The organism is Candidatus Neomarinimicrobiota bacterium (assembly GCA_018651745.1).
In the GTDB taxonomy this organism is placed as follows: domain Bacteria; phylum Fidelibacterota; class Marinisomatia; order Marinisomatales; family TCS55; genus JAAZYX01.
Genome location: JABIDL010000027.1, coordinates 14,146 through 26,235 on the forward strand (window position 1 = coordinate 14,146; position 12,090 = coordinate 26,235).

At 37.2% G+C, this 12,090-nt stretch carries 15 protein-coding genes; 6 read left to right on the forward strand and 9 right to left on the reverse strand.

Annotation, left to right across the window (positions count from 1 at the left end; genetic code table 11):
- The first annotated feature begins 14 nt into the window (after positions 1-14).
- Genes HOD97_04880 through rseP form a run of 3 tightly spaced genes read left to right on the forward strand, consistent with a single transcriptional unit; the run spans position 15 to position 3,068 of the window.
- Entirely contained in the window at positions 15-731 is a 717-nt protein-coding gene (locus HOD97_04880; protein ID MBT4280932.1) for a hypothetical protein, read from the forward strand.
- Positions 731-1,879, forward strand: a complete 1,149-nt coding sequence (locus HOD97_04885) for a 1-deoxy-D-xylulose-5-phosphate reductoisomerase (protein MBT4280933.1) — start codon at positions 731-733, stop codon at positions 1,877-1,879. The genes HOD97_04880 and HOD97_04885 overlap by 1 nt, the downstream gene beginning before the upstream one ends.
- Positions 1,880-1,898: 19 nt before the next feature.
- The gene (rseP, locus tag HOD97_04890; GenBank protein ID MBT4280934.1) at positions 1,899-3,068 is read left to right on the forward strand and encodes an RIP metalloprotease RseP; all 1,170 of its coding nucleotides are present in this window, start codon (positions 1,899-1,901) and stop codon (positions 3,066-3,068) included.
- On the opposite strand, the gene HOD97_04895 is transcribed toward rseP, so the two are convergent.
- Genes HOD97_04895 through HOD97_04905 form a run of 3 tightly spaced genes read right to left on the reverse strand, consistent with a single transcriptional unit; the run spans position 3,037 to position 5,197 of the window.
- On the reverse strand, positions 3,037-3,747 hold the full coding sequence (locus tag HOD97_04895; protein ID MBT4280935.1) for a DUF3108 domain-containing protein: 711 nt from the start codon (positions 3,745-3,747) through the stop codon (positions 3,037-3,039). The two genes, rseP and HOD97_04895, sit on opposite strands and share 32 nt — an antisense overlap.
- 17 nt (positions 3,748-3,764) lie before the next feature.
- A complete protein-coding gene (locus HOD97_04900) occupies positions 3,765-4,334 on the reverse strand; it encodes a threonylcarbamoyl-AMP synthase (protein ID MBT4280936.1) in 570 nt (189 codons plus the stop codon).
- Positions 4,331-5,197, reverse strand: coding sequence for a lysophospholipid acyltransferase family protein (locus tag HOD97_04905; protein MBT4280937.1), 867 nt, complete (start codon positions 5,195-5,197; stop codon positions 4,331-4,333). Before HOD97_04905 ends, HOD97_04900 begins: the two co-directional genes overlap by 4 nt.
- 118 nt (positions 5,198-5,315) lie before the next feature.
- On the opposite strand from HOD97_04905, the gene HOD97_04910 reads away from it, so the two are divergent.
- From HOD97_04910 to HOD97_04920, 3 genes are all read left to right on the forward strand, one after another.
- A complete protein-coding gene (locus HOD97_04910; GenBank protein ID MBT4280938.1) occupies positions 5,316-6,644 on the forward strand; it encodes a nodulation protein NfeD in 1,329 nt (442 codons plus the stop codon).
- 1 nt (position 6,645) lies between these two features.
- Positions 6,646-7,659, forward strand: coding sequence for a flotillin-like protein FloA (gene floA / locus HOD97_04915; GenBank protein ID MBT4280939.1), 1,014 nt, complete (start codon positions 6,646-6,648; stop codon positions 7,657-7,659).
- Positions 7,660-7,752: 93 nt separating this feature from the next.
- On the forward strand, positions 7,753-8,139 hold the full coding sequence (locus HOD97_04920; protein ID MBT4280940.1) for a hypothetical protein: 387 nt from the start codon (positions 7,753-7,755) through the stop codon (positions 8,137-8,139).
- A 1-nt stretch (position 8,140) separates the two neighbouring features.
- Here the strand turns inward: HOD97_04920 and HOD97_04925 are convergent, their stop codons facing one another.
- From HOD97_04925 to cdd, 6 genes are read right to left on the reverse strand one after another with little or no spacing between them, the layout of a single operon-like run.
- Positions 8,141-8,734 (reverse strand): dephospho-CoA kinase, encoded by a 594-nt coding sequence (locus HOD97_04925; GenBank protein ID MBT4280941.1) that lies wholly within the window; start codon positions 8,732-8,734, stop codon positions 8,141-8,143.
- 1 nt (position 8,735) lies between these two features.
- Positions 8,736-9,293, reverse strand: a complete 558-nt coding sequence (locus HOD97_04930; protein ID MBT4280942.1) for an adenylate kinase — start codon at positions 9,291-9,293, stop codon at positions 8,736-8,738.
- 4 nt (positions 9,294-9,297) lie between these two features.
- Entirely contained in the window at positions 9,298-10,518 is a 1,221-nt protein-coding gene (locus tag HOD97_04935) for a NupC/NupG family nucleoside CNT transporter (GenBank protein ID MBT4280943.1), read from the reverse strand.
- Positions 10,518-11,081 carry a thymidine kinase gene (locus HOD97_04940; protein MBT4280944.1) on the reverse strand — a complete coding sequence of 188 codons (564 nt, stop codon included), beginning with the start codon at positions 11,079-11,081 and terminating at the stop codon, positions 10,518-10,520. The genes HOD97_04935 and HOD97_04940 overlap by 1 nt, the downstream gene beginning before the upstream one ends.
- Positions 11,082-11,089: 8 nt before the next feature.
- Positions 11,090-11,713, reverse strand: a complete 624-nt coding sequence (gene udk, locus HOD97_04945; protein MBT4280945.1) for a uridine kinase — start codon at positions 11,711-11,713, stop codon at positions 11,090-11,092.
- Positions 11,710-12,090, reverse strand: coding sequence for a cytidine deaminase (cdd, locus tag HOD97_04950; GenBank protein ID MBT4280946.1), 381 nt, complete (start codon positions 12,088-12,090; stop codon positions 11,710-11,712). Before cdd ends, udk begins: the two co-directional genes overlap by 4 nt.

Genomic DNA, 12,090 nt, shown 5'->3' on the forward strand with positions numbered 1-12,090 from the left:
CGTGGATATATTTAATGATCATAAAAAATTATTTATTTTCCATAATTTTATCTCAATCTCTGACCTTTTCGCAATGGATTTCCTTTGATTTAAGTTCTATTCCTGTCTCTCTTTTTCAAGAACAAGTGGAACCTTTTACTCGGAGTATATCCTTTATGATTGGGCATCCCGTTACCTCTACTATTTCTGAAAATAATCGATTTCAAGGAGGGGTTTCTTTTGGTATGGCATTGGATCTATCTAACAAGACATTTAATACAAATCCACTTTCCGGATTTCCCTCGCTACATGGATCATTTCTAGTTACCGAAAATTTGAGATTAAATGGAGCAATCAGCGGGTTTAGTTCAGGGAATGATATGGTTCAGGTATCAAGTTACGGATTGGATTTACTGCTTAGTAAAGAAAACAATAATTCTATTAACATGTTAATGAATTTCGGGTATTTAGATGGACCCTCAGATTTCCGGTGTCGCACTATTCATAGCTCTATTAACAGAATGATTGAAACACGATTTATTCCAATTGAATATGGGGTTGGTATAAATTTTTATAGTGCTCATATTTCCCAAACACTCTCAAATGAGATTCCGAATAAAATAAAAGGACAAACCAATTTTGTATTTGTTGGATTAAAATGGCCGATAAACAAATGGGAAATTGGTACAAATGTAATTTTTCATCCGAATACAATATTTATTTCAATTGATTTGTTAAAGGGCTTCAGATGATGCCCAAAAGAATTACAATTTTGGGCTCAACAGGGTCTATCGGTATTAATGCAATACAAGTCATTGATGCTCTGGGCGAAGAATATCGTATCGATTATTTGTCTGCTAATACCAATTCAGAAAAACTAATCGAACAGGCTTTGTTATTAAGACCGAAAGCTGTTTGCATTGTTGATGAAGATTCATCGACAATTGTTCAGAGCCGGTTACATAATGAATCTATTGAAGTGTTAACAGGTCGAGATGGTCTGCTACATGTAGCAACTCAAAAAGTTGATATTCTGTTAAATGGATTGGTAGGGTCAGCGGGAATGGAACCGACTTTGAAAGCAGTTGAAGCAGGTACTAATGTTGCATTGAGTAATAAGGAAAGTCTTGTCATGGCAGGGCAGCTAATTGAAAACGCAAAAACGAAATCCGGCGCTGAAATTTTCCCGGTTGATAGTGAACATTCTGCTATTTGGCAATGTCTAAAAGGCGAATTAATGGCTGATGTAAATAAGTTGATTCTTACAGGAAGCGGAGGTCCGTTTAGAGAAAGGGACATCAATACTTTTTCTAATATTTCGCCCGAAGAAGCGCTTAATCATCCAAACTGGGATATGGGAAAAAAAATAACCATTGATTCGGCTACAATGATGAATAAAGGACTTGAAGTCATTGAAGCACATTGGTTGTTTGGTACAAAACCGGATGATATAGACATTATCGTCCACCCTCAATCAATTATTCATTCGATGGTGGAATTTTCTGACGGCTCAGTAAAAGCACAAATGGGTGTTCCCGATATGAAAATACCAATTCAATATGCCATTACCTATCCACGGCATAAACCATCAAGTTGGGAATCTTTGGATTTGCTTTCAAATCAAAATTTAACATTTCAAGCTAAAGATATTGTAAGATTTCCATGCATTCAGTTAGCATACGATGCATTGCATAAAGGCGGCACAGCACAGGCTGTTTTAAATGTGGCAAATGAACATGCTGTCTATCGGTTTTTAGATGGTAGCATATCATTTACGGATATTCCCAGGATTGTGGAAGGTGCATGTGAATTACACGAATATTCAGAAAATCCGGACCTTGACAACATTATTCAATTAGAACGGTGGACTAAAAATTTTGTTGTAAACTTCCGCCCATGATTTTGGAGAAAAACATAATATGACAACACTTTGGGCAACAATTTTTGTGTTAGGGATTTTGGTCCTCGTACACGAGCTAGGTCATTATTTAGCCGCACGATCCGTGGGAGTTCGTGTTGATAGATTTTCAATCGGCTTCCCTCCTAGACTGATAACATTTACATCTGTTGATAACGGGTGGAATTTCAATATATTTTTCTATAAACGAGATGAATCCGGCAAACTAATTTGGTCGCCAATTATAGAAAAGTTCATAGCGTCTAATCAAAAAATTGGTAGCGGTACCGAATATTGTTTGGCCCTTATTCCATTTGGAGGATACGTAAAAATGGCTGGAACAATTGATGAAAGTCTTGATTCAGAAATTGAAAATAAACCCTATGAATTAATGAGCAAATCTCATCTAGCTCAAACGTGGGTAATGAGTGCGGGGATATTGATGAATATATTACTGGCATTTATTTTATTTACAGGTGTGAGTTGGCACACAGGCTTACCGGAAGCAATTGATGCGCCTGTTGTTCATGAGGTTATTTCAAATTTACCGGCAGAAAAAGCTGGTTTGCTCATTGGTGACAAAATTACAGCGATTGATGATGCAGAGATTAATTCTTGGTCAGATCTTTCTGAGGTTATTCACTTATTGCCAAATACGGAAATTTCATTAGAATGGGAACGAGATGGATCAATCCTGACCAAACAAATAACCACCTCTTTTCAAGTAAATCCTGCTACAGGAGACACCTTGGGCGCAATCGGTATTCTTCCTGAAATAATCTATAATCCAATAAATTTTCAGACAGCAGCATCGTTAGGATTTCTTTCCACGGTTAACGGGTTTGGGATGATTATTAATACTCTTAGGATGCTGTTTTCCGGTCAGGCATCACCCAAAGAATTGGGCGGACCTATTATGATTGCTAAACTTGCTGGAAAATTCGCAGAGAGAGGATGGGTAGATTTACTTGTTTTTATGGCGCTTATATCAGTGAATTTAGCTTTTATAAATATTCTACCAATTCCTGGGTTGGATGGCGGACATATTTTGATTACTATAATTGAAGTGGTAATACGAAGACCATTGACCATTAAAACACGTATGCTTATTCAGCAGGTTGGAATGGTATTTCTTTTATTGCTTATGGCAACTGTATTCTTTAATGATTTTTCTCGCCTTTTGGGTAACTGATTTTTTTCAATTTCATTGTCATAGTACCAAATTTCAATTTTACCACCACTTGAACCGGGAAACGATTTAGGTCATCGCTAAACCATATTTGCATATCCCCCTTATTTTTTAACAATGTTTTTCCATCTTGATATGGTTTAACAACAAAACAAAAATAATCACCGGATTTTGTCTTAATAAATTCTTTTCCAGTCACTTTCAATTTTAACTCAGTAGTTTTATTTGACTCAAATGTTAAAAATGAAAACACCTCCCCAACCGATAAAGGGATGGTTCTTAAATAGTAAAAAAGTGAATAAGGGTCCCGGACTTTTCCTGAAATGTGTACTGTATCATTATTCGAGATGGAAATATGTTTCTTATAATCAATTTGTGTATCTATATCTTTTATAAATGATCCTTCCCTAATTTTTTTGGAAAGACGATGGGTATAAAGTTCTGATTTGTCTAACCACATATCTACTTGGTCACGAATTTTAAAAAATCGATCTGCTACTTTACCTGTATTTGCTTTATAAGCTATGTGATAAACCGGATGACCATAAAGAGTATCGATAGATACAAATTCCAAGGATGATTCTCCAGCTGGAATAAAATTAAATTGTGCTGTATAATCTAATTTTTCACCCAATTGAAATGGGGAATTTGCGGTTGCTGTTGCAAAGAAAAATATAATCAAGAATAAGTACTTATAAATCATTGACGAATAATAGTAAGTGAATTGTTTTTAAAATGGTAAATAGTAGATCCTTTGGATGCAAGCTTCCCGTCATCAATAATGAGGTCAATTTCTTTCCCGAAATTTTGTTTGATCTGCTTAGGTTCATTCAAGGGGAATTCTCCTTTAAGATTCACACTTGTTGTCGTTATGGGATAACCTAAGGTAGAAACCAAATTGGTAGAGAATGAATGATTTGGTATTCTGATGCCCAGGGTTTGATTGGGACCTAAAATAGTTGATGAAACGAAATTTTTTTTCACTGGTAATATTATAGTGGTTTTGCCACCCAACTTATTCTCAATTGATTCCCAATATTTATTATGAATAGAAGACCAACTTTTTACAGTCCTAACATTGGGGGCAATGACACTAATAGGGCCCTCACGTTTTTTAATAAAATTGAGTTTTTGAATGGCAGCGTCATTTCTTGCGTCAACACCGAAACCGTATAGGGTATCTGTAGGGTACACAATAATTCCACCTTTTTGAATTACGTTTGCTGCTAGCGAATTTGCATCAGGATGATTTACGGAAATTATCTTCATTTAACATGTTGTTTTTCAGAAGATTTCCATCTTCTATGAAACCAGAAATACTGTGCAGGATATTGTTTGATTTTGTTTTCTAGCATTGTGGTAAACGTTTGAGTAATTGTGTCTATATCGTAGGTTTTTGGATGTAATTCCTGGAATTGAATATGGTAGGTGTTATTCCCTTGGTAGAAAGCGGATCCAAAAACCAAAGGTGCGCCAGTTTTCAAATGAAAAACAGCTGGCCCTTTTGGTGTGGATGCATTTTTCCCGAAAAATGAAACGAAAATACCTTTTTCTCCGGCGTCCTGATCAGAAACTAATCCAAGAATTTTTTTGTTTCTTAATGCATTGAACATTGTTCCAATTGATTCAGAACGGAAGATATGTTCTACACCGAAAAAATCCCGTTGATCCTGAAAATGTTTATTCGAGCCAAGATTTTTCTGTACTGCTGCGACTCCGGCAAATGGGTATTTATTTGATCCAAGCCAAGAAATTAACACTTCCCATGCACCACAATGACCTGTGATGAAAATTACTCCTTCGTCTTTGGCTATTGCGTGGTCTAAAATTTCTTTTCCATCAATAAGAAATTCATAATTATGATACGAATTAGGATATGCTAAAAAGTGGACTGCATTTTTCATAAAATATCGATAGCATTTTTTTAAAATTTTGATTTGAGAAACAATAGATTTATTTGGAAAAGCAATTTGTATATTTTTTAGAGCTTCTTTTTGTCGAATTGGAATCCACCGATACACTATTCTAGCTAACAGATCACCAATTTTATTTCTATTTTGGTGTGACAAAGCCCTGAACCATTTTGATAATAGTTTCAGGAACACATAAGTTAATGTTTCAGTTTTGGACATGATTGGTTTTAGTTATGTATGCTATATGTATCAAATCTAAGTTAAATTCATCGCCACAGAAATGAATTTTGGTATTAAACCACAGCGAATAAATAGCATCTTAATTTGCTTTTTAGTAATGATGTCTTTAGCGTTCTCAAAGAATGCCGTCTATAAAATTACAATATCTGGAATTATTGACCTTGGATTGCCACCTTATATAGAGCGAGTAATAGAAACGGCAGAAAAAGATAGTGCAGATGCAATTATTTTTGATATAGAGACTCCGGGTGGAAGGGTTGATGCAGCAACTCAAATAAAAGATGCAATACTCGGAACTGATATTTTAACAATTGCATTTATAAATCGCCGCGCAATTTCAGCAGGAGCCTTGATTTCATTATCCTGTGAAAAAATTTATATGACCGGTGGCGGAACTATTGGAGCAGCAACGGCAGTAGATATGCAAGGAAATAAGGCGTCTGAAAAAGTCATCAGTTATATGCGCGAAGAAATGGCATCGACCGCAGAAATAAGAGGAAAGGATGTGACTATTGCCCGTGGAATGGTTGATGATAGTTTGAGCTTCACTCATCTTGTGATAGATGGCGATTCATTGGAAGTCAACGATATTGAAGGCAGGAAAAAAGGAAAACTCATTACTCTTACTACAAACCTAGCGCTTAAATATAAAATTGCTGATGGAGAGGCAGAGTCAATTGAAGAAGTGCTAAATAAGATTGGGTTAACAAACGCAATTATAAAATCTTCCAAAGAAAACTGGTCCGAAAATTTGGTTCGTTTTTTGACGAATCCCATTGTTGCTTCGCTGTTAATGACATTTGGGTTTTTAGGAATTTTATTTGAATTACAAAGTTCCGGCTGGGGAGTTCCCGGTACCTTTGGTGGTGTCTGTCTTCTGTTGTCTTTAAGCGCTTCGTATATTGCAAAATTAGCAACCGCTACAGATTTCATTATCATTATAGTTGGCGTTCTTCTACTTCTCGCAGAAATTCTTTTTATTCCAGGATTCGGAATTGCAGGTGTTTCAGGAATTGTCATTATATTTTGGGGTATTTATGAACTATTATTACCAGATATTCCTGTGGGTGCAGAGGCTATGTCCGATGCCATTACGGGGCTGACTATTGGGATTATCGGCGGACTAATTGGTCTCGCACTTCTATTTAGATTGGTTATCAAAACAAAATTTTGGGAAAATTTGACTGCTCCTGGATCTGAAAATCGAAAAGAAGGTTACTCAACCTCAATCGGGTTGGAAAGTTATGCTGGTCAAAACGGAATTGCTGATACAGATCTACGCCCTTCGGGTTGGATATTAGTTCAAGAAGAACGCATTTTTGTGATAACGGAAGGCACATTTATTAATAAAGGTGACTCTGTAAAGATTCTATCAGTTGATGGAAACAGAGTTTTGGTAAGACAATTAAATACAGAGGAGAAGTAGCATGAACCCCGCATCAATTATATTATTATCATTAGTATTAGTATTTGTTATACTCTTGTTTTATTTCGTTCCGATAGGAATGTGGATTCAATCAGTGGTCAGTTTGGGAATAGGCAAAATTACCATTATTGATCTTATTAGAATGAGATTACGAAAAATTCAACCACGGCTTATTGTAGATGCTGTAATTAATCTTCAAAAAGCTGGGCTTGCAAATATCAAAACTGATATGCTTGAAACCCATTTTATGGCTGGAGGAAATATTGTAAATATCGTCCATGCTCTCATTTCAGCTGATAAGGCAAATATCCCGCTGACATATGAAACAGCAACAGCAATTGATCTTGCAGGGCGAGATGTAAAAACCGCAGTTGAAACGAGTGTCTATCCAAAAGTAATAGATGCACCGCGGGAAGGTTTTTTATCAGCGGTAGCGAAAGATGGAATTGAATTAAAGGCAAGAGCCAGAGTTACAGTGCGAACTAATATTCCCGGTCTTATTGGCGGCGCAACGGACGATACAATTATCGCTAGAGTAGGAGAAGGCATAGTGAGCGCAATTGGATCCTCTGTGAGTTATGGAGGAGTTTTGGAAAACCCAGATAATATTTCTCGCGCTGTTTTGAATAAAGGATTGGATGCCGGCACAGCTTTTGAAATTCTCTCGATTGATATCGCAGATTTGGATGTTGGGAAAAATGTTGGGGCACAACTTCAAGCAGATCAGGCTGAAGCAGATTTGAGAGTTGCCCAAGCTCGAGCTGAAACTCGTCGTGCTATGGCAGTGGCAGAAGAACAGGAAATGAAAGCCCGAACACAAGAAATGCAAGCAAAAGTGGTTGCATCTGAGGCAGAGGTTCCCTTGGCAATGGCACAAGCCTTTAGAGAAGGTAAATTGGGCGTATTTGACTATGTAAATATGAAAAACATTCAAGCTGATACTTCTATGCGAGAATCCATTTCTGGTGGATCAGAATCCAAAACCGATCAACATCCCGATAAAAATCCTGATTAGATGGAAGGAATAGGCTACTGGCTGTTTATTGCGGTTTTTTACCTGCTGTCGTTTCTAAAGAAGAGACGACAGCAGCAAGCCGCCCTCCAAAACATGGATGATGAAATTGGCTCAGAAGAAAAACCTCAAGACACATTCAAATTTGATTATTTGAAAAACATGTTTAATGAGGACCAAGAATTAATAGATGATGATTTAGTTGAAGTTGAGACCGGATTAAACCAAGATGATTTGGAAGAAGAATGGGTGGAATCTAATCCTGAAATTGCGGATACAAGCGATAAGGTTATTATTGGTCCTAAGCGTGTTATTAAACCCGGGCTTACTCATTTGAAAAAGCGGTTTAATTCCAATAAAAAAGCCCGGCATGAAGATTATTTGAATCATACAATGTTCAAAAATATCCACGATTTAAAACGTGCAATCATTTTCAAAGAAATACTAGACAAACCGCGAGCTTTGCGGCGTGCAATTCGATGATTTATACAAGTTTTTGGAAAATGGCCATTATATTATTATTGAGATCTTTTTCAGTAGTTTCATTGTAAACGATAAAATCAGCCATTCCGGTTTTTTCTTCCTCTGACCATTGAAGATCTATCCGCTTTAGAATTTCATCTCGACTTAATGTCCTCCGACTCATTGCTCTTGAAAGCCTAGTTTTCAATTGAGCGGTGATGATGATTACATAATCCAAATGTTGATCATAGCCTGATTCAAAAATCATGGCACCATCAACTACAAATAGTGGAAATGAGTTTTCTTTTTCAATTTTTCTATAAACTGAATCAATTTTATCAAACACAAACGGATGAATGACAATATTTAATCTGGATTGATGGTCTTCATCCTGAAATGCAATTCGACCAAGTTTCTTTTTATCAATTGTATTCCTCGCTCCCAATATATCGGTTCCAAATTCTGAAATGAGTTCGTTTTGGACTTGTATGTTTTTATCAATTAGAAGCTTTGCTTCTTTGTCTGCTTGGAATATATAACACCCTGCCTTTTCTAAAATTTTACTGGCAGTACTTTTCCCACTACCAATTCCCCCGGTAACACCAACTCGAAGCATATTACAACACTCCTAAAATCCTGTCCGTAATATGCTCAATAGAACCTATGCCATCTACTGATTTAAGCAGATTGTTATCCTCATAATATTGAATTAAAGGTGCTGTTTGATTCCAATAAACTTTCTGTCGCTCCTGAATAACTGATTCAGTATCATCGCTCCTGCCGGAATCCTTTGCTCGGATAACCAGCCTCCTCACCAATTCATCTTGGTCGGCAGTAATGCTGATAACAGCATTAAGTTTATGACCTAATTCCATTAAAATATTTTCTAATCCTTTTGCCTGCGGGATAGTGCGAGGGAAGCCATCTAAAATATATCCCGACTTACATTCCGATTCTCGTAATCGATTATTCATCATCTTTAATAGGATTTCGTCCGGAACGAGTTTTCCCGCATTAATGAATTCCTTTGCCTGAATTCCGATGGAGGAAGATTTCGCCATTTCTCCTCGTAAAATTACTCCGGTTGATAAATGAATAATATTAAAATGATCCTTTAGCCTTATTGCTTGGGTCCCTTTTCCAACTCCCGGCGGTCCTAATAATATTAATTTCAACATGTTATATCAACATTCCCGCAATGGTAGCGGTGAGCCAAGAAGCAAGGGCACCACCAATCATTGCTTTACCAACTATTTTAGCTAAATCTTTTCTTCTTTCGGGCGCCATTCCGCCTATGCCACCAAGCTGAATTCCAATGGATCCGAAATTTGCAAAACCGCACAGGGCGTAACTGGCGATAATTGCTGTTCTGTCAGATATTTGTCCTGATGCAAGCAAATCCTTTAAATCTCCATAAGCTATGAGTTCTGTGAAAGCTATTTTTTCTCCCATAAGCATTCCCATGATTCCCGCTTCTTTCCAAGGAACTCCCATTGTCCATGCGAGAGGTTTGAATACAAACGCGAAAATTTCTTCCAATGAAGTTCCCCCAATTGCAAGTAGGTAATTTATCATGGAAACAATTGAAACAAAAGCAATCAGCATGGCGCCAACATTTGCTGCTAATTTTAATCCTTCGGTTGCTCCACGTCCGAGAGCATCCATTGAATTCGCATCAACTTTCTTAACTTTTATATTTATTTCACCGGCAGTTTCCGAAAGTTCAGTTTCGGGATAAATTATTTTAGCGATGGCAAGTGCTGCAGGTGCCGACATCACTGAAGCCGCCAATAAATGTCCCGCAATTCCCGGAATATCTCCTAACCAGGTTACATATAATGCCAAAACTCCGCCGGCAACCGTAGCAAATCCTCCCGTCATTACAGTCATAAGCTCCGATTGGGTCATGTTTTTAATGAATGGTCGTACCAATAATGGAGCTTCTGTTTGCCCCACAAAAATATTGGCAGAAACACTTAAGGTTTCTGAACCGCTTGTTTTCATAGTTTTTTGCATAGCACGCGCAATCCATTTTATGACAAATTGGATTATTCCAAAGTGGTACATTACAGTCATAAGTGCGGAAAAAAATATAATGGTTGGTAATGCCCGGAAAGCAAAATTCACCATCGCTTCATGATATCCAACCCCGGGAACAAATGACTCAAAAAGAAAGTCGCCTCCTGCATCAGAAAAACTAATTAGTTTTTTAACTACTTTATCAAGGAATGCAAACAGAGGTTCGCCGACCGGTGTTTTAAGAATAAAAAGTGCAAATAAAAGCTGTAACCCCAAACCCCATCCTACTACTCTCAGATTAATTTTTTTTCTATTATTCGACATTGCAAAAGCAATTCCCAATAATACGATTACTCCGATAAGTCCCACGAATTTTCCCATCAGGATTTTCCAGGTGGCTGATAACATCCACGACAACGTGCTTCGTAAATATCCGTCTCGCCAATGATGACTTGCTCGGTATCTTTTGACAGACGTTGTGTGAAATTTGCGGGATCCCCGCAGGCAACACAAATTGCTCTTAATTTAGTAACATAATCTGCCTCGCACATGAGATTTGGCATGATTCCGAATGGTTTCCCCTTATAGTCTTTATCTAATCCAGCAACAACTACTCGAGCTGAATTTGAAGCAAGGATTTTACAAATGTTTACAATTTCTTCATCAAAAAATTGAGCCTCATCTATACCAATTACATCAGCATTTTTTGTAAGCGGAATAATATCAGCTGCTTTTTCAACCGTATAGGATTTGAGCTTTGATTGATTATGAGATACAATATGTTCTTTTTCATATCGATTATCAATTGCAGGCCTAAATATAGCTGTTTTCATTTTTGCTATTTCTGCTCTTTTTAACCTCCGAATAAGTTCTTCGGTTTTTCCGCTGAACATACTTCCGCATATCACTTCAATCCATCCTGAATATTTTGGGGAAAGTGTCATAATTGTTATTAATTAGGAATAATCGAAGAAATTTTGGTTCTAATTAAATCAATTGCCACGGGATTTTCTCCACCTTCTGGAATAATAATATCAGCAAAAAGTTTGGAAGGTTCTACAAATTGGGAATGCATGGAGCGAACGGTGGAAAGATACTGATCAATCACGGACTGAGTTGAGCGTTCACGTTCGACTCTGTCGCGCGTCAATCTTCGAATAAATCGAATGTCTGTGGGCGTCTCGATGTAAATTTTAATGTTCATTAAATTTCGTAATGCAGTATTAGCCAAAACCATGATGCCTTCTATCACAATGACGTGATGTGGTTTAATTGTACGTTTTTCGCTCAGACGAGAATGAGTTGAAAAATCATAAATAGGAATTTGAACCATTCCCCAGTTTATCAAGGATTTCAAGTCTTGTTTCATCAGTTCAAACTCAAACGCATCCGGATGATCAAAATTTTGCTGATTCCGTTTTTCCAAAGGCATGGTTGACAAATCTCGATAATAAGAATCCTGTTCAATCACTACAACTTCACCCGGCCCATATTCTTTGAGCAATGCTCGTGCTAACGAAGTTTTTCCAGATCCCGTTCCTCCTGCGATTCCAATTAGAATTGTTTTATGCTTCATGGCAAATTTCCACCATCAAAGGCATCAGGTAATAAATCCGAAGAATTTTTAGTAATAACAGATCCGTCTAGTTTTGCAATGTGCACGGGAATATCACCACATAAATCCCAGATAACTTGTCGGCACGCTCCACATGGCGGAGCGCCTAAATTGGAAACAACAGCGATAGCAATAAATGATTTATATCCTTCAGAGATTGCGCGGAAAAGAGCAGTCCTTTCTGCACAGTTTGTAAGACCATAACTGCTGGATTCTACATTGCATCCGCTAATAATTTCTCCGGATGATGTTTGTACGGCAGCCCCCACTTTGAATTGAGAATAAGGAGCGTGAGAATTTTTTCTCACTTCTATAGCACTTTGTATCAATTTATGCAT

Coding starts and splice junctions, on each gene's coding strand:
- rseP (MBT4280934.1), top strand. CDS start 1,899: ATGACAACACTTTGGGCAACAATTTTTGTGTTAGGGATTTTGGTCCTC.
- floA (MBT4280939.1), top strand. CDS start 6,646: ATGAACCCCGCATCAATTATATTATTATCATTAGTATTAGTATTTGTT.
- HOD97_04925 (MBT4280941.1), bottom strand. CDS start 8,734: ATGCTTCGAGTTGGTGTTACCGGGGGAATTGGTAGTGGGAAAAGTACT.
- HOD97_04900 (MBT4280936.1), bottom strand. CDS start 4,334: ATGAAGATAATTTCCGTAAATCATCCTGATGCAAATTCGCTAGCAGCA.
- HOD97_04940 (MBT4280944.1), bottom strand. CDS start 11,081: ATGACACTTTCCCCAAAATATTCAGGATGGATTGAAGTGATATGCGGA.
- HOD97_04905 (MBT4280937.1), bottom strand. CDS start 5,197: ATGTCCAAAACTGAAACATTAACTTATGTGTTCCTGAAACTATTATCA.
- HOD97_04920 (MBT4280940.1), top strand. CDS start 7,753: ATGGATGATGAAATTGGCTCAGAAGAAAAACCTCAAGACACATTCAAA.
- HOD97_04935 (MBT4280943.1), bottom strand. CDS start 10,518: ATGGGAAAATTCGTGGGACTTATCGGAGTAATCGTATTATTGGGAATT.
- HOD97_04880 (MBT4280932.1), top strand. CDS start 15: ATGATCATAAAAAATTATTTATTTTCCATAATTTTATCTCAATCTCTG.
- HOD97_04885 (MBT4280933.1), top strand. CDS start 731: ATGCCCAAAAGAATTACAATTTTGGGCTCAACAGGGTCTATCGGTATT.
- cdd (MBT4280946.1), bottom strand. CDS start 12,090: ATGCATAAATTGATACAAAGTGCTATAGAAGTGAGAAAAAATTCTCAC.
- HOD97_04910 (MBT4280938.1), top strand. CDS start 5,316: ATGATGTCTTTAGCGTTCTCAAAGAATGCCGTCTATAAAATTACAATA.
- udk (MBT4280945.1), bottom strand. CDS start 11,713: ATGAAGCATAAAACAATTCTAATTGGAATCGCAGGAGGAACGGGATCT.